At 42.4% G+C, this 20,314-nt stretch carries 21 protein-coding genes; 3 read left to right on the top strand and 18 right to left on the bottom strand.

The features are described from left to right. Nucleotides 1–120: 120 nt before the first annotated feature. The 15 genes from cls to uvrA all read right to left on the bottom strand — a co-directional run bounded on the left by cls (nt 121) and on the right by uvrA (nt 15,380). The gene (gene cls, locus F9B91_RS05870) at nt 121–1,653 is read right to left on the bottom strand and encodes a cardiolipin synthase (protein ID WP_150922726.1); all 1,533 of its coding nucleotides are present in this window, start codon (nt 1,651–1,653) and stop codon (nt 121–123) included. 145 nt (nt 1,654–1,798) lie between these two features. Beyond that, nucleotides 1,799–2,743: a 3-oxoacyl-[acyl-carrier-protein] synthase III C-terminal domain-containing protein gene (locus F9B91_RS05865; protein ID WP_150922725.1), complete on the bottom strand. Its 945-nt coding sequence runs from the start codon at nt 2,741–2,743 to the stop codon at nt 1,799–1,801. 14 nt (nt 2,744–2,757) lie between these two features. Next, the gene (locus F9B91_RS05860) at nt 2,758–4,020 is read right to left on the bottom strand and encodes a F390 synthetase-related protein (protein WP_150922724.1); all 1,263 of its coding nucleotides are present in this window, start codon (nt 4,018–4,020) and stop codon (nt 2,758–2,760) included. Next, on the bottom strand, nt 3,998–4,813 hold the full coding sequence (locus tag F9B91_RS05855; RefSeq protein ID WP_084888283.1) for an MBL fold metallo-hydrolase: 816 nt from the start codon (nt 4,811–4,813) through the stop codon (nt 3,998–4,000). Before F9B91_RS05855 ends, F9B91_RS05860 begins: the two co-directional genes overlap by 23 nt. Then, nucleotides 4,788–5,768 (bottom strand): NAD-dependent epimerase/dehydratase family protein, encoded by a 981-nt coding sequence (locus F9B91_RS05850; protein WP_084888284.1) that lies wholly within the window; start codon nt 5,766–5,768, stop codon nt 4,788–4,790. The genes F9B91_RS05855 and F9B91_RS05850 overlap by 26 nt, the downstream gene beginning before the upstream one ends. A gap of 3 nt (nt 5,769–5,771) precedes the next feature. Continuing rightward, complete coding sequence (locus F9B91_RS05845; RefSeq protein ID WP_084888285.1) at nt 5,772–7,040, bottom strand: glycosyltransferase; 1,269 nt, start codon at nt 7,038–7,040, stop codon at nt 5,772–5,774. Nucleotides 7,041–7,232: 192 nt separating this feature from the next. After that, nucleotides 7,233–7,694 carry an SP_0198 family lipoprotein gene (locus tag F9B91_RS05840; protein ID WP_150922723.1) on the bottom strand — a complete coding sequence of 154 codons (462 nt, stop codon included), beginning with the start codon at nt 7,692–7,694 and terminating at the stop codon, nt 7,233–7,235. A gap of 84 nt (nt 7,695–7,778) precedes the next feature. Next, nucleotides 7,779–9,029, bottom strand: coding sequence for a bifunctional folylpolyglutamate synthase/dihydrofolate synthase (locus tag F9B91_RS05835; protein ID WP_084923791.1), 1,251 nt, complete (start codon nt 9,027–9,029; stop codon nt 7,779–7,781). A 208-nt stretch (nt 9,030–9,237) separates the two neighbouring features. Further along, nucleotides 9,238–9,543: a DUF1292 domain-containing protein gene (locus F9B91_RS05830; RefSeq protein ID WP_000017620.1), complete on the bottom strand. Its 306-nt coding sequence runs from the start codon at nt 9,541–9,543 to the stop codon at nt 9,238–9,240. Nucleotides 9,544–9,558: 15 nt separating this feature from the next. Next, nucleotides 9,559–9,978 carry a Holliday junction resolvase RuvX gene (ruvX, locus tag F9B91_RS05825; RefSeq protein ID WP_004239076.1) on the bottom strand — a complete coding sequence of 140 codons (420 nt, stop codon included), beginning with the start codon at nt 9,976–9,978 and terminating at the stop codon, nt 9,559–9,561. Between the two features lie 3 nt (nt 9,979–9,981). Then, nucleotides 9,982–10,248, bottom strand: coding sequence for an IreB family regulatory phosphoprotein (locus F9B91_RS05820; RefSeq protein ID WP_000507059.1), 267 nt, complete (start codon nt 10,246–10,248; stop codon nt 9,982–9,984). 86 nt (nt 10,249–10,334) lie between these two features. Continuing rightward, nucleotides 10,335–10,904 (bottom strand): SP0191 family lipoprotein, encoded by a 570-nt coding sequence (locus tag F9B91_RS05815; RefSeq protein WP_000725153.1) that lies wholly within the window; start codon nt 10,902–10,904, stop codon nt 10,335–10,337. Between the two features lie 60 nt (nt 10,905–10,964). Next, nucleotides 10,965–11,363, bottom strand: coding sequence for a transcriptional regulator Spx (gene spx, locus F9B91_RS05810; protein WP_000591165.1), 399 nt, complete (start codon nt 11,361–11,363; stop codon nt 10,965–10,967). Between the two features lie 131 nt (nt 11,364–11,494). Then, nucleotides 11,495–12,556: a M24 family metallopeptidase gene (locus F9B91_RS05800; RefSeq protein ID WP_125454357.1), complete on the bottom strand. Its 1,062-nt coding sequence runs from the start codon at nt 12,554–12,556 to the stop codon at nt 11,495–11,497. Next, entirely contained in the window at nt 12,549–15,380 is a 2,832-nt protein-coding gene (gene uvrA / locus F9B91_RS05795) for an excinuclease ABC subunit UvrA (RefSeq protein ID WP_150922722.1), read from the bottom strand. The genes F9B91_RS05800 and uvrA overlap by 8 nt, the downstream gene beginning before the upstream one ends. Nucleotides 15,381–15,511: 131 nt before the next feature. On the opposite strand from uvrA, the gene F9B91_RS05790 reads away from it, so the two are divergent. The 3 genes from F9B91_RS05790 to F9B91_RS05780 all read left to right on the top strand — a co-directional run bounded on the left by F9B91_RS05790 (nt 15,512) and on the right by F9B91_RS05780 (nt 18,317). Beyond that, nucleotides 15,512–16,456, top strand: coding sequence for a magnesium transporter CorA family protein (locus F9B91_RS05790; protein ID WP_000815623.1), 945 nt, complete (start codon nt 15,512–15,514; stop codon nt 16,454–16,456). Nucleotides 16,457–16,467: 11 nt separating this feature from the next. Beyond that, a complete protein-coding gene (locus F9B91_RS05785; RefSeq protein WP_125454355.1) occupies nt 16,468–17,145 on the top strand; it encodes a DUF1129 domain-containing protein in 678 nt (225 codons plus the stop codon). A 140-nt stretch (nt 17,146–17,285) separates the two neighbouring features. Then, a complete protein-coding gene (locus tag F9B91_RS05780; protein WP_150922721.1) occupies nt 17,286–18,317 on the top strand; it encodes a S66 family peptidase in 1,032 nt (343 codons plus the stop codon). 49 nt (nt 18,318–18,366) lie between these two features. Here F9B91_RS05780 and F9B91_RS05775 read toward each other — a convergent pair whose 3' ends face one another. The 3 genes from F9B91_RS05775 to ruvA are packed head-to-tail and all read right to left on the bottom strand — an operon-like array spanning nt 18,367 to nt 20,204. Next, nucleotides 18,367–19,041 (bottom strand): CPBP family intramembrane glutamic endopeptidase, encoded by a 675-nt coding sequence (locus F9B91_RS05775; RefSeq protein ID WP_125454353.1) that lies wholly within the window; start codon nt 19,039–19,041, stop codon nt 18,367–18,369. Continuing rightward, nucleotides 19,038–19,601: a DNA-3-methyladenine glycosylase I gene (locus tag F9B91_RS05770; protein ID WP_125454352.1), complete on the bottom strand. Its 564-nt coding sequence runs from the start codon at nt 19,599–19,601 to the stop codon at nt 19,038–19,040. Before F9B91_RS05770 ends, F9B91_RS05775 begins: the two co-directional genes overlap by 4 nt. A 9-nt stretch (nt 19,602–19,610) precedes the next feature. After that, nucleotides 19,611–20,204 carry a Holliday junction branch migration protein RuvA gene (gene ruvA, locus F9B91_RS05765; protein ID WP_150922720.1) on the bottom strand — a complete coding sequence of 198 codons (594 nt, stop codon included), beginning with the start codon at nt 20,202–20,204 and terminating at the stop codon, nt 19,611–19,613. Between the last annotated feature and the right edge of the window lie 110 nt (nt 20,205–20,314).

Here is a 20,314-nt window from a genome sequence, read left to right as displayed (position 1 = left end):
CTGTTTAAATGACATGATATAATCCAATTCTTTCTGAGTCAGCATCGTCCCTCCCTATATCTTTCTATTCGTAAAAAGCAAGAAAAAGAGGACTGGTTTGTGTCCTCAGTCCTAGATTTCTTATAAGATAGGGGCGAATAACTGGGCAATTTCCTTAATCAATTTTTGATACCAGCTATTTTTTATCGTATGAGGGAAAATTTCTTGCGATGATGAAAAAATCTCCCGAAAATCTTTTTGAATCTCAGCAATTGATTCTGTTTTATATAGCAAGACTGCATTTTCATAGTGGTGAAGCAAACTTCTATAATCTAAGTTAATGGTTCCAACTGCAGCAAAATCCTTATCCACTAAAATTTGTTTACTATGGATAAAGCCTGGACTATACTCAAAAATCCTGACTCCTGCTGACAAAAGATCCGGATAGGCCCCTCTTGTGATGAGTTGGATCAATTTTTTATCCGGAATGAAAGGAGTCACGATGCGGACATCAACACCCCTCATGGCCGCGTTTTTAATACTCTCAGTTAAATCATAGTCAATAATCAAATAGGGCGTTGTGATATAGACTGAATCAGTAGCCTGATTAATCAAACTTTGATAGACTTTTTTCCCTACCTGGGTACGGAATATGGGCTTGGGTCCACTACCGTAAGGAATGCAGATCCCTTGGCCAGAACGAGGTTGATTTTCCAGGTGATACTGGTCAAAATCGCTGATTTCCCCACGATTGATGTACCAAGTCATCAAAAAGAGACGGGTTAGAGCCTTGACACCAGGGCCATCTATGCGAATCCCACTGTCCTTCCAGTAGCCAAAGCGTTCTACATGATTGATGTACTCATCGGCTAAGTTAATCCCTCCTGTATAGGCTACCTGACCATCTATGACAAGGATTTTCCGATGGTCCCGATTGTTGTAAGCCACCGTCAAACGAGGAATCACCTTGTTAAACTTATGAGCTTCAATTCCTCGACTACGAAGCTGAACAGTATAATCTCCAGGCAAAGTCGCCATACAGCCGATATCATCATAGAGCATCTTGATCTCTACACCCTGAGCTGCCTTTTGCTCTAGTATATCTAGTATGCTATTCCACATCAGACCTTCTTCGACAATATAGTACTCTAGAAAGATAAATTTCTCAGCTTTCTTGAGGTCTTCCAACATATGTTGCCACATGCTTTCACCCGAAGAAAAGAATTGTGAATCTGTTCGATCATAGACATCGGCATTGCTATCCATACTTAGCAAAGATTTGATAACTCCGTAAGCCGCCTTATCATCTTCCTTCAATTTCTGGCGGAGAGCTTTACTGTTATCCTCCCGAAAATGCATGGAACCAAGTTTGTCCAACTGCTTGATTTCTTTTTTGGACAATCGCCTTTCACCAAACATCAGATAGAGCAAGGGGCCGATGACAGGAACAAAAGTTACCACTAACCACATTACTTTACTTTCAGGCGCCATTGAACGATTGACAATTGCGACAATAGTCGCCATACTCATAAAAATTAAGACAATTACCCATAGAATAGGGGCCATACGCCCTAAATAGAGAAAGAGACCAAAAACAAGACACAGTTCAAGCAGCATAATCGAAAGACTAAAGCCATACTTGGACATTAATAATTGAAATTTTCTATATTTCATACATCCCCTTTCTGTTAACCTTCCCCCCTAACCACCTACTTAATAGTTGCTTCCACTAGTATACATCAGTTCACAGCTAGATGGCAACAATTTACTCTTGCTAAAGTTTCAACCATTATGCTTTCATATGCGTATTACATGCGTATTACAGTTTGAGAGCCAACATATTGACCGTCATACCGGCTGCAGTTCCCATAAGATAGATGACATCTCCCTCCTTGACCAGCCCTTTATCTAATGAATAAGCCAAGCCAAACGGTACAGAGACTGACACCATATTTCCATAGTCAGGGACGAGATTGAGATATTTTTCCTCCGTAACACCTAGTTTTTCCATAACCAAAGGAAGAGCACGACTTGCTTGATGGGGAATGATATAGTCCACATCCGACAATGCTAGCTGCGTTTTTTCTTGAAACTCTTCAAACATGACTGGAATTTTACGAGCAGACAAGAGGAGAATTTTCTTACCCTTCATGTCAAACATATAGTTGGTCTTAGTCGCTTCAGAGTACTCTTTTGGTTGAAAAGAGGTCAGACCTCCACGAATTTCCGTATCGTGAGCTCCTTCTGACCAAGTACGTTGGAGGCTAGCAATGATCCCTTTTTCCTGATGGCTTTTTTGGAAAATAAAGGCTACTGCCCCATCACTAAAGAGTTCAAAACTTTCTTTTTGCTTGGGATTAAGCCCTAAACTTCCAACCTCACTGGATACAATCAAGACACGTTTGTATTCACCCGCCTCGATCAAGTGGGACATGGTTGATAGAGCAGAAATAAAGCTGGTACAGGTTGTATTGATATCCATAGCTGGAATTGAGAATCCCTTAGCTACACGCTCATGAATCAATGCTGCTGTACAGGGAATAGGCTGGACTCCAACAGCACTAGCCGAAACCAGACAATCAATATCCTCGATTTTTAAATTTGCTTTTTCAAGTGCACTCTGAATAGCCACTTCTGCTAAATCTAGTTGTGTTTCTTCATTTTCTACTACACGGTAACGTGTTTGATCTTTGAATTGGACAGTATTCTTTGGAAGGCAGACACCGTAACCTACGATTTCTATATGTCTTTTTACTTCTGTCATTATCTGTTTTCCTTTCATAAACGTTGGATACGTTTGAGTTTACGACTTGTATTCCAGTGATAATCTGAAAATTGGATTTCAGGAACTATAAACTGCCTTTGCTGGGCCAAGAGTTGGAACTGTTGTCGAATAGCTGTCTCCACATCCTCATCTCGCCGGCTTAGACCAACTTCCACTAGTTTCTCGGAGTGTTGTTTGACGTGGTAATCTCCTATATTCTCCACAAAGAGGATGCAACGTCTGATAAAGTCTGGATAGATGGTCACCTGTCCCCCATCCAGTCCATCGAAATAGAAGATGTCGTCAGAGCGTCCTTCGACCTTGTCAATTCGTGTATAGCAGGAGCCACACGGACAAGGCTTCGGATTTTCAACCAAGATATCATTGAGCTGGTAGCGATAAACAGGCTGACTACTTCGTTTAAAGTCCGTAATCACTGGATAAAAACGGCGTTCATCCAGATACTGCTTTTCCACAAAGATAATATCTTCGTTGAGATGCAGATTGCCAACCGAGCAAGTGCAAGCTAGGAAGCCTTCGGTCGCCTGATAAACCTGGTCAATAATGGATAGAGAAAAGGCTTTTGCGATGCGTTCCCTATCACTATCTTCCAAGATTTCTGCCACAGAAACTATTTTTTGTGGATGAATAGCTAACTCCCCAGCCTTGAGACGCTTACTCAATTCAATCAACATAGAGGCTGGTGCCACAACAATCGTCGGCTGGTAGTTATTCAGTCGCTCGATATGGTCATCTGTATGTTTAAAAATATCAAAATACTCCAAACGAATAAGTGCCGTATTGATGGTCTGATAGAGTTCATTATCAGCTCTCAGGAAAAAGGCGATTCGGTGTCCAAACAGCTGGCCCTTGGGTAACATCTTTGCTAAGATAGCTGCTGCCCACATACTTCGCTCTTTCTCCGTTGTGATAAAAAGCCCCCGATGTCCAGATGTCCCTGAAGACAGTCCGACTGCCACATCGCCTTTTAGTTCAGTGAAATCACGAGTCTTTTCACTTTCAATAGCCAAGGCCAAGGCTTCATCCCGATCTACCCCTTGGGTGTTAAGCTCGTTGAAACGCTCCATCATAAAAGCCTTGTCCATATGGTCAAAGTCACTAGGAACCCCATTTTTAAAGTAGGGCGACTCTCGCTTTAAAAAGTCCATATAGTTAGCTAATTGCTTTTTCTGATAGTTCTCTACAGCTTCTCGAGATTTGAAATTATGAAGCCAGCGAGTTTGGATAAAGGTTTTAAGAAAGGTTCCTTTTTTCATATATGATACGTTCTATCCTTTCTACAGGGTCATGGCTAACAACTACTTCAATACCATCTCTCAAGACTTCCTCCAAAAACTCTGTCCCCTTGATATAGTCTGCCTTATTGTCCTGAACCAAGGAAGGAATCAGGAGCATCTGCTTGGTGTAAGGCAAAAGGTCAATTCCCCAACAGAGGTCTGCTGCGATAAGGAGATTAAAGTCTGGAAGGTACAGACAAGCTTGCCCCCTTGCATGCCCATCAACAGAAGCTACTAGGATACTTCCATCTCCAAAAAGGTCACTAGTCGGACGATAGGGAAAGGTTGAATCTTGCTGGTCAGCTCTGATAATGATTAGATTTTTTTCAAAAGAAGCTGGCAAAAACTCCTTGAAAATCAAGTCTTTCAGTGTCGGTTTCTTGTAAACATCATACACTTCCTGAGTCAAGATAAAAGTTGCATGAGGGAAGAAGCTAGCCCCTCCCAAATGATCTGGATGCAGGTGGGATAGGATGATATAATTAATTTCTTCCGGTTTAATTCCCTTAGCTTTCAGCAAATATGAAATCTGGTCCTTCTCCGTCATTTGAACAGGTGTTCCCAAACGATAGAAACCATAACGAATCTGAGTCCTAATATCGTAATGGTAGCCCGTATCATAGAGGAGATATCCCTTCTCCCTATGTTTGATAAGAAAAACCCCGGCTGGAAAGGTCATCTTTTTATTCTTGATTCCCTTAAATAGCAAACCTGTATAACTCGTGCAATATCCTGCTGGGAAATAATCAATGCTTTCTATAATCTTTGACATATTGTTCAATCCCTTCCGAAATACTGATTTGAGGACGATAGCCCAAGTCTCGCTCCGCCTTGCTGATGTCCAGCGTCTGGCTATACCTCAGCAAGTAATAGGTATAGCGTGTTAGAACCGGCTCACCTTTGAGTTTCAAAATCTTATACAGAAACTCTAAACTACTTGCAATAACTGAAAGAAGAGGAACCGGCACTTTTCTGTATGTTATCGGATAGCCAAGCCCTCTCAAGGTTTCTTCTATCAGATCCTTAAAGGCTCTTGGTTCCCCATTGGTAATATTATAGACTTCGCCACTAGCTTGAGGAGCCTCTAGAGCCAAGCGAATGGCTAGAGCGACATTTTCCACACAGGTCATGTCCATCAGCTGACGGCCATCCCCTATCAAGGGAATACCAATCTTCTGACTGAGTTTAAGAACCCGAGGCAAAATACTGGTATCCCCAATCCCAAAAAGCCCACGAGGTCGTAAGATCATACTCGGAACATCAGGATAATCCTTAAACAGCTTCTCCGAAGCTATTTTACTACGAATGTAGTTGTTCAGATTATTTTCCTGAGGCGCAGCGCTTTCTTTGATAGCTATCTGATCTCTAGGAGCAGCATAGATGCTAGGCGAGGACACATAAACCAAACGCTGAATACCAGCCTCTCGACAAGCATCCAAAACATACTTGGTCCCTAAGACATTTGTCTGGTAGAAATCTTCCCAAGGTCCCCAGACGGTAGAAAGAGCTCCAGCATGCACAACCATGTCCATACTCTGACAAGCCTGAGTCAGGTCTTCTTGCTTGGTCAAATCTCCCTGGATAAATGCCACAGAGGAGTTCTCTAAAGACTGACCAACCTTGCGATTACGTCCAAAAGCTCGTACCTGATAGCCATGCTGACTGAGCTCTTCAACAACATACTTACCTAAAAAGCCCGTAGCACCTGTTACCAATACTTTCTTCATGTTTTATTTCTCCTTGTCCCCCAAGAGTCGATATATTTCATTCTTGAGGATTTCTGTTGGCTGATAGTCTTGAGCTACACGACTGAGTTTGTTCAAGTCTGACCAGTCATCTCTAGCCAATAGTTCATCAAAAGCGCGTCCAATCACTTCCGTATCCTCTCGTTTAGCAGTCAAGGCAATCCCTGCCTCTAATCCACGAACCGCATAGTCATACTGATCATAGTCATGAGGGAGAATTAAGGCAGGCTTGCCATAGATAATACATTGGTAAAAAATACCCGCACCACCATGATGAATCACATAGTCCATCTGAGGGATATATTCCTTATAGGGAAGATAGGATACCACAGAAACATTGTCCATGAGCTCCTCACATTGGAAGCCTTGTCCACCGAACCCCAGAGTTACAAAGAAGTGACAGTCCGGATGGGCTTTGGCTAATTGTTGTGTCTGGTAGAGGAGGTTGTCTTTGGCCCATGTTAGCTGAGTCCCACAGGATACGAGGACTTTTTTATAACCTGCATAGGGAGACAAATCGAGAGGATAATTCTCTGCCCTCTCAATCGAAGACCCAAAAGGCCCCACCCAAAGGTAGTGCTCTGGAAAACCACTTTTCAGCTCCAACTCTTTCATTCCAATTCCCAAGATGGAATAGGGCGAATAAATAGTTTCTTGATTTTTTTGATTGTAGAGTTTAAAATCATAACGCTTCAAGCGTTCTCTCAATAAAAAGGTTACGATTCGTTTCCCTAAACGAGTCACTTTTCTTCCTAACCATTGCTGAGTAGATTGGAAAGGATTCTTTGGACTGCCCATTCCTCCAAAGAAACAAGGCGGTCCATCTGTCGTTTCAATAGCAAACTGTGTCGCCATGGTTGTTATCCAAGGAATTCCCAACTGTTCCGCTACAAGTCCTCCAGAGAGGGTTATAAAATCCGCAATAACAATATCTGGTCGATTTTTCTGCCACTCTTGCACTAGTTGGTAAGACACCACATCGATCAAATCAAGACTAGCTGACAACTGCCGATAAGCAGAAATAAGATTTAGCTGCCCTTCATTGTTAGCTACACGCTCAAACTCATCTACAGAATTTTCTAAAATGGGAAACACCTGGTATCCCATCTCCTCTGCGACAGCTTTTCGTTGCGGTCCTGTGAATAATCGAATATCATACAAAGGATCCTTCAACAAAGGTGCGAGTAAATTCAGGGTTGGGAAGAGATGTCCACTTAAAGGGAGTACTACCACGTCGATTTTGATTCTCTTCATAAATCTAGCATAACAAATTTTTAAAAAAAGAACTACTCAAAAAGTGTACCACTCCTAAAAGTGGAACTTATATTTAAAGAAAAGGAATGGATCTCGTATATGACCCATTCCTTTATGTGTATGATTTATCTAACTTTTATCGAGTAATACATCAAATATCTTTCATCTTATCGAAATTTTGATAAATAAGCTTTACTTAGATAAAACAATGCGATCAGACGCTTCTCTATCCATATCGTCGATAATCATCTGATTTCCATTGATTGCATAAATCTTGACATCATCCCCAATAATCATGCGTTGATTAGCGGCATCAAAGCTAACCTGCTTGATTTCTTGTTCCCCATCAGTTTCCACCTGTGTCCATGTACCAGTTGTTCCAGTTACCACTAAAGTGATACGGTCTCCTTCGTCCTGACCGGTATAAGTTCCATCAATATTGGTTGGTTGAGCCTCAGGCGCATTTTGTGAAGAACTTGTTGCTGTCTGGTTTGAATTTTCTGCCGAAGATGAAGCAGCTTGTGATTGTTGAGTTTGTTGTGTTTGCGGTTGATCCGCTGGTTGTTGAACCTGTTGCGCTCTTTGTGAACAAGCTACTAAGAGACTAAGACTTGCTAAAGAAGCAAGAGAAAGTGTGAATCTTTTTAATTTCATGATGAATTTCCTTTCTGCTACCAATGTAGAGAATGTTTCTTCTAACTGATAGTTCCCCTAGTATAACAAGTTCAAAAAAGGAGGTCAATTTATCTGCTCATGGGTCAGTAGGTGGCTCCGTACTTCTGAGATAAAATAGAGAGATCCTGTAACAAACAACAAATCCTGGGTATCGGCTCTTTCTTCGAAACTGCTGATAAATTCGCGATAAGAAGGAATTACATCGTAACCTGTTATATCTGTCTCATCTAAAGAACCCTGATAGTCAAAGCCGGTCACCTTGAGTTCCACCTGAGGCAAATTTTCAGTTAGATAAGCCAACATCCCTTGATAATCCTTCCGTTTCAAGGCTCCAAATAGGATTTGAGGACGATATCCTTCCTGCTCTTTTTCTTTGATAAACTCAACCAAGCGAGTCAAGGCAGGGAGATTATGGGCACCGTCCAAGTAGATATGAGAACGAATACGCTCCAAACGTCCAGCCCAATGGGTCTTCTCCAAAGCTCGTCTTACAGCCTGCTCATCAACAACTTCCTTTCTTTCTCCCATAAAAAGAAGAAAAGTTTGCAACGCCAAGGCCGCATTCTCCTGCTGATAAGCTCCTTCTAAACCTATTTTCAGCCGCGAAATATTTAGTAAAGAACTTGAAAAATCGCCATTCAGCATTGAAAAATCTTGGCCTGCCTGATAAAGGTCAACAGCTAAAGATTCGGCTTTTTTCTGACAAACAAGACTAGCTTCTGAAGGCAATTTTGCAATCACTGCCTTCTTACCAGTCTTGAAAATACCAGCTTTCTGCTCTGCGATTGCTTCTAGACTATCGCCCAAGGTCTCCTGGTGGTCAAGCCCAATGGAGGTGATGACAGCAAGCTCTCCAGTTACCACATTGGTCGTGTCAAGTAAGCCACCAATTCCCACTTCTAGTAAAACCAAATCCACCTCTTGCTCCCTAAAATAGAGGAAAGCAATCAAGGTCAGCAATTCAAAAAAGAACAACTGGTCATGAGTCTGCAGAAGCGTCTTTTCCATCTCCTTGACCTGCTCAGCTAAACGGATAAAGTCTGCGTCTGCTATAGGTTGTCCATTAATGCAGATTCGGTCATTGACGGAGACAATATGAGGGGAGGTAAAGGTCGCAACTTTCTTTCCATGCCCCATAAATATTCCCCTCATAAAAGCAATGGTAGAACCTTTCCCATTAGTCCCTGTCACATGGATAATAGGATAAGACTTCTCAGGATTTCCTAACAAATCCACCGCTTCTTGCATTCGGCCCAAACCTGATCGAAAATTCAAACCAATCCGACTATGAAGCCATTCTTCTACTTCAAACATATACCTCTCCTTAATTACAGGTTCAATCAACTGCCTCAATAAAGTCTCATAACTAACAAAAACGAGGCCAGGATTTTCGTCCCGACCTCTCACCTGGTTAGCTAATAACTAGCTACTATGAATATTAACTTGGGGTAAAAACATCCCCCGGACTTACCAGCTCTCTCTTATTTAAAGGAACTGGGGTAAAAATGTTCACTGAACATTTTTACTCCTCCATAAAGCTGTTGAAGACTTCTTCAATCATGTTCCATTCGTCTTCTGAGTCTTCTGGGATTGGTTGCAATTCGCCTTCTGTTCCATCTTCGTTTTCGATGAATGAGTATGCTTGGATTTCAACTTGTCCGTCTTCGTCTTCTTCTGCGTTAACTGGTACTAGAAGAACATAGTTTTTACCAAATTCTTCTTTTCCGTCAATCGTCAAAAGGATTTCAAACAAGGTTTCATTTCCTTGCTCATCTACTAGTGTAATTAATTCACGTTCTTCGTGGTCGTGGTTATGATCGTGTGACATAGCCTCTCCTTTATATTAAAATTTTCTATCTAAATAATTTTGTAAAATCAGCTGAGCTGCTAACTTATCAATGACTTTCTTGCGCTTATTGCGGCTAATATCTGCTTGTTCAATCAACATGCGCTCTGCGGCAACTGTTGTCAAGCGTTCATCTTGATAGTCTACTGGTAAACCAAAAAGCTCTTCTAGCTTTGCTCCGTAGGCTTGACTAGCTTCCACGCGCGGTCCGCTTGTATTGTTCATGTTTTTAGGCAAGCCCACTACAAATCGTTCCACCTTGTAAGTATCAACCAACTCCTTAACGCGGTCAAAACCAAATTGACCTTGTTCCTCATTGATTTGAATGATTTCAAGCCCTTGAGCTGTAAAACCGAGCGGATCGCTAATGGCCACCCCTACCGTTTTTGAACCGACGTCCAATCCCATAATTCTCATAGGTTATAGATCGACTCCTTGTCCTTTAAGGTAGTAGCGGACCAATTCTTCAACGATTTCATCGCGCTCATACTTACGGATTTGATTTCGTGCATTATTATAACGAGGAACGTAGGCAGGGTCTCCACTCAATACGTAACCTACGATTTGGTTAATCGGGTTGTAGCCCTTATCGTTCAACGAAGCATAAACATCAGTCAGAGTTTCGCTAATTTCTTTTTTATTGGAATCGTCCAATTTAAAACGTACTGTTTCTTCAGTAAATCCCATTCTAACACCCTCTTTCCTTAGAATAGTACCATTATAGCATAATTCCTTACGTTCTACAATTCAGGCAGTCTATTTATTTGGATTTTCTACTGTTCTGTCGCGCCATTTGCCAATCTGTCTGAAATATATTTGCTTGGTTCATTCTTCAAGAGATTTTCTAAACCAATATTCTTCAAATATTCTAACTGAGAAGCCTTCTTGACATCCAGAACTTGAAAGTCAAAACTAGTCGTTGTTTGAAGTTCGGTTGCGCTCAATAGTTTGGTTTCAAGCTTAAATCCTGCTAATTTACGAGCTTCTATAATAGCCTCATCCTTCTCCTCTGCCTCGAGAAGAGCTTTTTGAGTTTCTTCCACTCCATGTTGGTCGATATAAGTCTTCAACTCATCAGAAACTGGACGTTTTTGTTGAATCGTTAAGCTCAAAAAAGTCTTGTCCTTGTATGTAATGGTTTGGGTTTGCTGGCTACCATCATCTGACTTGGGCAAGACCAAAGTCTTGGTCACAACTGTATTCTTCTCAGCATTCTCAATAACTGGCAATGCCGACTGAAGCGTATCCTTTTCTGTTTTTGTAGCTGTTCCAGTTTCTTTTTTCTGTCCGCAACCAACCAGGACAAAAAGGAAAGCTAGACTAACAAGAACTATTTTTTTCATTTCTTTCTTCTTTCTTTTTGAAATTAAAATAAGACTGGGAGTTGCTCCCAGCCTTGATGTTTATAGAGCTGCACGCAAACGTGCTTCTGCATTTTCTACATTACGGACAGAGCGTGGTAGGAAGGCACGAATATCGTCTTCCTTATAGCCAACTTGCAGGCGTTTTTCATCTACAAGGATTGGGCTCTTTAAAATTCTCGGTGTTTCCATAATCAGATTGAGGACTTCGTTGACACTCAAATCTTCGATATCCACTCCAAGGGCTTTGGCATAGCGATTTTTAGACGAAACGATGCTGGCTATTCCGTTATCTGTTTTTGTCAGAATATCCAGTAATTCTTCTCGCGTAATTCCTTCTTTACCAAGGTTTTGTTCTTTATAACTTAACTGGTGGGCATTGAGCCAGGTTTTTGCTTTTTTACAGCTAGTACAACTTGAGACTGTATAAATTTTAATCATGTACCTACCCCTTTCGCTACATGTTACTATCAGTTTAGTCTATTATACCATAAAAAACATCCGACTTGCGACCTATTTTTAAATTTTTTTGACTTTTTTCGTCATTTTCGTACTTTTTTCTTGACAAATAACTAAATAACTATCAACTCTTTTGGAGCTAAGGTCAACAATTCACAACCTGACTCTGTAATCAGAATATCATCCTCGATACGAACGCCATATTTGCCTTCGATATATATACCTGGCTCATCTGTCAATGCCATACCTGCCTTAATAGTTTCTGTAGAAGTCTGGCTAAAGTATGGTTCCTCATGAATATCCAGCCCAATACCGTGTCCGATACCGTGGGTAAAGTAGTCGCCATAGCCTGCTTCGATGATAATATCACGAGGGATTTTGTCAAAGTCACGGAAACCTAAGCCTGCCTTAGCCTGATCAATCAAGGCTTGGTTGGCTTTGAGAACCGTATTGTAAATCTCTGCCTGCTCGTCGCTGACATGCCCCAGATAGATAGTTCGTGTCATATCACTGACATAGTGGTCGTAGAGGCATCCAAAGTCCATTGTAATGGCTTCTCCCAGCTCCACTGGTTTGTGCATTGGATGGGCATGGGGCTTAGAAGAGTTAATTCCGCTAGCTAAGATAGTGTCAAAAGACAAGCCAGATGCTCCCAACTCACGCATGCGGAAGTCAAGGAAGTTGGCAATCTCAATCTCAGTCTTTCCTGGCTTAATAAAGTCAAGCGCGTCGCGGAAAGCTTGGTCTGAGATAGAACAAGCCTTGCGAATAGCTGCAATCTCCGCTTCATCCTTAATCATTCGAAGACCTTCAACAAACTGAGTCTGTGGAAACAAGTCAATTCCTTCAAAGGCTGCCTGCATACGGTGATAATAAGAGACCGAAATCTCATCCTCAAAACCGATTCGAGACAAGCCCATGTCCTTGACAATTCCGGCAATGACAGCCAATTCATCACGGTCAGCCACAATCTCAAAACCACTGGTTTCTTGCTTAGCTGCAATGATATAGCGAGAGTCTGTCACCAAGACCTGTCGGTCACGGCTGATGAAGACTGTTCCGTTTGAGCCCCAAAAACCAGTTAGGTAATAGACGTTTTTAAGGTTATTGATGATGATGCCATCTAGTTCTTTTTCTTGCATTTTAGCTAGAAATGCTTGTACACGTTTATTCATGATGTAACTTTCCTTTCAAATACTGTCCTGTGTAGCTGGCTTCGTTGGCCGCTACTTCTTCTGGAGTTCCTGTTGCGATGATGGTTCCACCACCGACACCGCCCTCAGGTCCCAAGTCAATAATATGGTCTGCAGTCTTGATAACATCCAGATTGTGCTCAATAACGAGGACTGTATTGCCATCGTCAACAAAGCGAGCCAAGACTTTAAGCAAGCGAGCAATGTCCTCAGTATGCAGCCCTGTCGTTGGCTCATCGAGAATGTAGAAAGATTTTCCTGTCGAGCGTTTGTGGAGTTCACTAGCCAGCTTCATACGCTGGGCTTCTCCCCCAGAAAGGGTGGTAGCAGGTTGTCCCAATGTCACATAACCAAGTCCCACATCCTTGATAGTCTGAAGTTTGCGTTGAATTTTCGGAATATGTTGGAAAAACTCCACCGCATCATTGACGGTCATGTCCAAGACCTGCGAGATATTCTTTTCCTTGTAGTGAACTTCTAGGGTTTCACTGTTGTAGCGGGTCCCGTGGCAGACTTCACAAGCCACATAAACATCTGGCAAGAAGTGCATCTCAATCTTGATGATCCCATCACCTGAGCAGGCTTCACAACGACCACCCTTGACGTTGAAACTGAAACGACCCTTCTTGTAGCCTCGAATCTTAGCTTCATTTGTCTGAGCAAAAAGGTCACGTATATCGTCAAAAACTCCCGTATAGGTAGCAGGGTTGGACCTCGGCGTTCGTCCGATAGGACTTTGGTCAATATCAATCAAGCGGTCTACATGCTCAATCCCTGTAATGGTTTTGAATTTACCTGGTTTGTCTGAATTGCGGTTAAGCTTCTGGGCAATGGCTTTTTTGAGGATGCTGTTGATTAAGGTCGATTTCCCTGAACCCGACACACCTGTCACTGCGATGAATTTTCCTAGTGGGAAGCGAGCCGTGACATTTTGCAGGTTGTTCTCACGCGCTCCTGTCACTTCGATAAAACGACCATTTCCGGTACGGCGCTCTGCTGGTACTGGAATGGCACGTTTGCCTGACAAGTACTGGCCTGTGATAGACTTACTGTTACGAGCTACCTGTTTAGGCGTACCTGCCGCAACAATTTCCCCACCAAAAGCACCCGCACCAGGACCAACGTCAATCAGATAATCCGCTTCGCGCATAGTGTCTTCATCATGTTCCACCACAATGAGTGTATTACCCAAGTCACGCATCTTTTTCAGACTGGCAATCAGACGGTCATTGTCCCTCTGGTGAAGCCCAATCGATGGCTCATCTAGGATATAGAGGACACCTGATAGGTTAGAACCAATCTGGGTTGCCAAACGAATACGCTGACTTTCCCCACCTGAAAGGGTTCCTGCCGAACGTGACAGAGTCAGATAGTTAAGACCCACGTTATTAAGGAAGGTCAAACGATCCTTGATTTCCTTGAGAATGGGACGAGCGATGATGGCTTCATTTTCAGACAAGGTTAGCTGGCTCACCAAGTCCAAGTGGTCTGCGATAGACAGGTCTGAAATTTCTCCGATATGTGGTCCTTGCTCACCACCCACACGGACAGACAAGGCCTGATCATTGAGACGATAGCCGTGACAGGTTCCGCAGGTCAGCTCATTCATGTAGAGGCGCATCTGAGTGCGTGTGTAATTGCTGTTTGTCTCGTGATAGCGACGCTTGATATTATTGACAACTCCCTCAAAAGGAATGTCGATATCGCGCACACCACCAAATTCATTCTCATAGTGGAAATGGAATTCCTTACCATCTGAGCCGTAGAGAATCAAGTTCTTATCTTCTTCTGACAAGTCCTCAAAAGACTTATCCATATCCACTCCAAAGGCTGTCATAGCCTGCTCTAGCATATTTGGATAGTAGTTGGATGAGATAGGATTCCAAGGAGCCAAGGCCCCCTCACGTAAGGTTTTGCTGGCATCTGGTACTACCAAATCAGTATCCACCTCCAGCTTGATGCCCAAGCCGTCACACTCACTACAAGAGCCAAAAGGAGCATTGAAGGAGAAGAGACGCGGCTCTAACTCTGGAACAGTAAATCCACAAACTGGGCAGGCATAATGCTCAGAGAACAACAACTCAGAGTCGTCCATGGTGTCGATAATGACATAACCTTCTGCAATACGAAGGGCAGCCTCAATGGAATCAAAGAGACGACTACGGATACCCTCCTTGATAACAATACGGTCAACCACGACATCAATATTGTGTTGCTTGCTCTTAGACAACTCTGGCACTTCGGTCACATCATAGACTTCTCCATCCACACGGACACGGACGTAACCATCTTTCTGAATCTTCTCGAAAACACTCTTATGTTGGCCTTTTTTCTTGCGGATGACAGGGGCCAAAATCTGCAAGCGCTGGCGTTCAGGCAATTCTAAAACCTTATCCACGATTTGTTCCACAGAAGAAGCCTTGATAGCTCCATGTCCGTTGATACAGTAAGGCGTCCCCACACGTGCGTAGAGGAGACGCAGATAGTCATTGATTTCTGTCGTTGTTCCCACGGTCGAGCGAGGATTTTTACTAGTCGTTTTCTGGTCGATGGAAATAGCTGGGCTGAGACCATCAATAGCATCTACATCAGGCTTCTCCATATTTCCCAAGAATTGACGAGCGTAGGCTGACAAACTCTCCACATAGCGACGTTGACCCTCCGCATAGAGGGTATCAAAGGCCAGACTGGATTTTCCTGAGCCTGACAAGCCGGTCACGACAACCAACTTGTCTCGCGGAATCTCCACATCAATATTTTTTAAATTATGGGCACGCGCCCCATGAATGACAATTTTATCTTGCATTTTTGTTCTTTCTAGTCCATTATTGCTTACCATTATACCAAAAAAAGTGAGATTCTATTACCCAAAAGGCTGAATTTGTAGTATAATAGTACGGTGTGAAAAAATCTGAAAAATGAGAAAGGATAAGGGATATGAAACAAGTTTTTCTCTCTACAACAACTGAATTTAAAGAGATCGATACGCTTGAACCGGGTACTTGGATCAATCTCGTTAATCCGACTCAAAATGAATCACTCGAAATCGCTAACGCCTTCGATATTGATATTGCCGACCTTCGAGCACCGCTCGATGCGGAAGAAATGTCTCGTATTACCATTGAAGACGAGTATACCCTGATTATCGTTGACGTGCCGGTCACAGAAGAAAGAAATAACCGCACCTACTACGTCACCATCCCGCTTGGTATTATCATCACCGAGGAAACCATTATCACTACGTGTTTGGAACCATTACCAGTCCTCGATGTCTTTATCAACCGTCGATTGCGTAATTTCTATACCTTCATGCGCTCACGTTTTATCTTCCAGATTCTCTATCGCAATGCAGAGCTTTACCTAACAGCCCTTCGTTCAATCGACCGTAAGAGTGAGCAAATCGAAAGTCAACTGCATCAATCAACTCGTAATGAAGAATTGATTGAGCTCATGGAATTGGAAAAAACCATCGTCTATTTCAAGGCCTCCCTCAAAACAAATGAGCGTGTGATTAAGAAATTGACCAGCTCAACCAGCAATATCAAGAAATACCTTGAGGACGAAGACCTGCTTGAAGATACCCTGATTGAAACCCAACAGGCTATCGAGATGGCAGACATTTATGGAAACGTCTTGCATTCTATGACAGAGACCTTCGCCTCTATCATTTCCAACAACCAGAACAACATCATGAAAACCTTGGCCCTTGTGACCATCGTCATGTCCATCCCAACCATGGTCTTTTCTGCCTACGGGATGAACTTTAAGGATAATGAAATCCCCCTAAACGGCGAGCCAAATGCTTTCTGGCTAATCGTCTTTATCGCCTTTGCTATGAGTGTCTCGCTCACTCTCTATCTCATCCATAAAAAATGGTTCTAAGAGGAGTTCCTATGTCTCAGATTGATCTACAAAAATTAACTAATAAAAACCAAGAGTTTGTCCACATCGCTACCCAACAATTCATCAAAGATGGAAAAACAGATGCTGAAATCAAGGCTATTTTTGAGGAAGTTATTCCCCAAATCCTTGAGGAGCAAGCCAAGGGTACGACTGCTCGTTCCCTCTATGGCGCACCAACTCACTGGGCTCATAGCTTCACTGTCAAAGAGCAGTACGAAAAAGAGCATCCAAAAGAAAATGATGATCCAAAACTCATGATTATGGATTCAGCCCTTTTCATCACTAGCCTCTTTGCCCTTGTCAGCGCCCTCACAACCTTCTTCTCAGCAGATCAAGCTTTCGGCTATGGATTGATTACCCTCCTCTTAGTTGGACTGGTTGGGGGATTTGCCTTCTACTTGATGTACTACTTTGTTTACCAATACTATGGACCAGATATGGATCGCAGTCAACGCCCACCTTTCTGGAAATCTGTACTGGTTATCCTAGCTTCTATGTTTCTTTGGTTGCTTGTCTTCTTTGCAACAAGCTTCCTACCAGCTAACCTTAACCCAGTACTTGCTCCATTACCACTAGCTATTATCGGAGCATCCCTCCTAGCCCTTCGCTTTTATCTCAAGAAACGCTTGAACATCCGCAGCGCAAGTGCAGGACCAACACGCTATTAAGAGAACGATAAAAGCAACTGCAGATGCGGTTGCTTTTTCACTTACTTTTTTGATTTTAAAGTATTCTTCTGACATCCCACATAGCTCTATCTAATCTTTTGTGATAAAATAGGCTCAATCTATTTCTAGGAGGATAAAATATGATTTCTACTATTGGTATTGTTAGTTTATCTAGTGGCATTATCGGAGAGGACTTTATCAAACACGAAGTTGACTTGGGTGTCCAACGTCTCAAGGACTTGGGACTCAATCCTATCTTTTTGCTCCATTCGCAAAAAGGATTAGACTTTATCAAGGACCATCCTGAAGCTCGTGCAGAGGATTTGATGCAGGCCTTTTCTGATGATAGCATCGACATAATCCTATGCGCCATCGGTGGAGACGATACCTATCGCTTACTACCTTATCTTTTTGAAAATGACCAACTACAAAAGGTTATCAACCAAAAAATATTTCTTGGCTTCTCGGATACAACCATGAACCACCTCATGTTGCATAAACTAGGAATCAAGACTTTTTATGGTCAATCCTTCTTAGCAGACATTTGTGAATTAGACAAAGAAATGCTAGCCTATAGCCTTCACTACTTTAAAGAATTGATTGAGACGGGAAGAATCTCAGAAATCCGCCCTAGCAATGTTTGGTATGAGGAACGAACTGATTTTAGTCCCAAGGCTCTGGGAACACCTCGTATCAGTCATGCAAATACTGGTTTTGAGCTGTTGCAAGGAAATGCCCGGTTCGAGGGAAAAATCCTCGGTGGTTGCCTCGAATCCCTCTACGATATCTTTGACAACTCTCGATACGCAGATAGCACGGAGCTCTGCCAAAAATACAAACTTTTCCCTGACTTGTCAGACTGGGAAGGAAAGATCCTCTTGCTAGAGACAAGCGAAGAAAAGCCTGAACCAGAAGACTTCAAAAAGATGTTGCGGACTTTAAAGGACACTGGCATATTCGAGGTCATCAGTGGACTCCTGGTCGGAAAACCTATGGATGAAACTTTCTATGACGACTATAAAGAGGCACTATTGAATATCATTGACAGCAATACCCCGATTGTCTATAATCTGAATGTCGGCCACGCAACTCCAAGAGCAATTGTACCCTTTGGGGTCCATGCTCATGTAGATGCACAGGAACAAGTCATTCGCTTTGACTATAACAAATAAAGCTGGGAAAAGTTTCTCAGCTTTTTTCTCTTGTATAACTACTAAAACGTCACATACTACTGATAACTAAAATGATCAAGGAAAGGCTGTTGCCTAACATGTGAACAAGTAGGGGATAGTAGATATTCTCCTTTTCTTTCACATAAATAATAGAAAAGGCAAGGCCTCCACCTAAGTAACCAACTGCACCAATCCACTCTGATAGAGCCAAACTATGCATATGAGTCAGAGCAAAAACAAGTCCTACCAGAATAATGCTTAGTAAATCTGGCAACCGTTTCTGCAAGTAATGCAATAAAACCTGACGGAAAAAGAGTTCTTCCACAAATGGTCCGATGACACAAGCGAAAACAGCTATCAGTAATGGTTGTTCTTGAAAGGTACTTTGAATATTAGACTGATTTAGACCTTGTCCATCTAGTCCTACAAACTGCCTCAACATTCCTGATATAAAGCCAAAGAAAACAGTCATCAGAATGAGAAAGAGCCATCCTGTTAAGATGCCAAAGAAGAACTTTCTTTTAGTTTTTCTAATCTCATTCCATTGTTTGATTAATCTATCCTTGAACAAGAAGGAGCCATATAGAGCTAAAACTACATAAACTAGATAATTTGCAATGGCAGATGGCATTAAAGAAGCCAGCAATTTAACGCCATCAAACACAAAAAGAACTGTATAGAGAATCCCAAAAACAAGGACTCTCTTATATTTGTTAGACATCATTTAAGACCCTTCCATTCACAATCATTCTCATGGTCATCAACCAGACCTGCAGCTTGTAAAAATGACAATACGGCGACTGGGCCTGTGAACTTGAAACCACGTTTTTTGAGATCTTTGGCTAATTTCTCAGACAAGAGTGTTTTAGCTGGGGCTTGGCGATAATCGGGAACATCATTAACAACAGTTTTCCCCTCAACAAAAGACCAAAGATAGGCATCAAAAGAGCCGTACTCTGCCTGTAGTCGTAGAAAGACTTGGGCATTAGCGCGTGTAGCAAAAATCTTGGCTCTATTTCGGATGATAGCTGGATTATCCAGCAAGGCTTCCAATTCGGTATCGGACATCTCTGCGACTGCTTGAATTTGATAGCCATGAAATGCTTCTCGGAAAGCCTGGCGTTTGTTTAGTACCGTTTCCCAAGACAGGCCTGCCTGATAGGTTTCCATACACAACAACTCAAACAATGCTTGGTCATCATGGAGGGGTTGGCCCCACTCCTCATCATGATAGGCGATGTAGAGCGGATTGGTCATCTTGACCCACGAACAACGTTTTGTCATGCTCTGCTCCTATTTGACCAACATTTTGAGGGCAGACTTGATATAGTTCTCAGCTGTATCTGTCGTTCCTTCAAAGAATTTCTTGATTTTCTTGAGCTCTGTTGCCTTGTAGCCCAGAGCCAACATGGCTTCCATGGCTTCTTCCAATTCTTGGTTTTCAGCGCTAGCTTGCACTGCTACCTTAGCAGGAAGGTCATCTCCTGCAACTACTACCTTGCCTTCCAAGTCCAGCACCATCTGCTGGGCTGTTTTCTTGCCAATTTTAGGGAATTTGGTCAAGTAGGTGATGTTCTTAGTTTCAATTGCTTGAACCAAGCCAGCATTGTCATCGGCAGCGATGATAGCAAGAGCTGACACAGGACCAATCCCAGAAACCGAGATCAGACTAAGAAAGAGTTTTTTCTCATCTTCTGTTCGAAAACCGTAGAGCAGATGCGCGTCCTCACGCACGACCTGGTGCACATAAATTTGAGCTTCTTGATTGACCTGTCCTGAATAAGCATAAGGATTGGCCACATGCAGGATATAACCAATACCGTTGGTTTCAAGAACAATGTATTTGGCAGTAATTTTGGTAATGATACCTTTTAAATATTCGTACATAGTTTTCCTTTTATAATCAATGAAAATCAAAAGCAAACTAGAAAGCTAGCCGCAGATTGCTCAAAGTACAGCTTTGATATTGCAGATAGAGCTGACCTGGTTTGAAGAGA

Source organism: Streptococcus mitis (assembly GCF_008763935.1).
In the GTDB taxonomy this organism is placed as follows: domain Bacteria; phylum Bacillota; class Bacilli; order Lactobacillales; family Streptococcaceae; genus Streptococcus; species Streptococcus mitis_DB.
The sequence above is the reverse complement of the archived record's forward strand: the minus strand, read 5'-3'. Positions and strand labels throughout refer to the sequence as shown.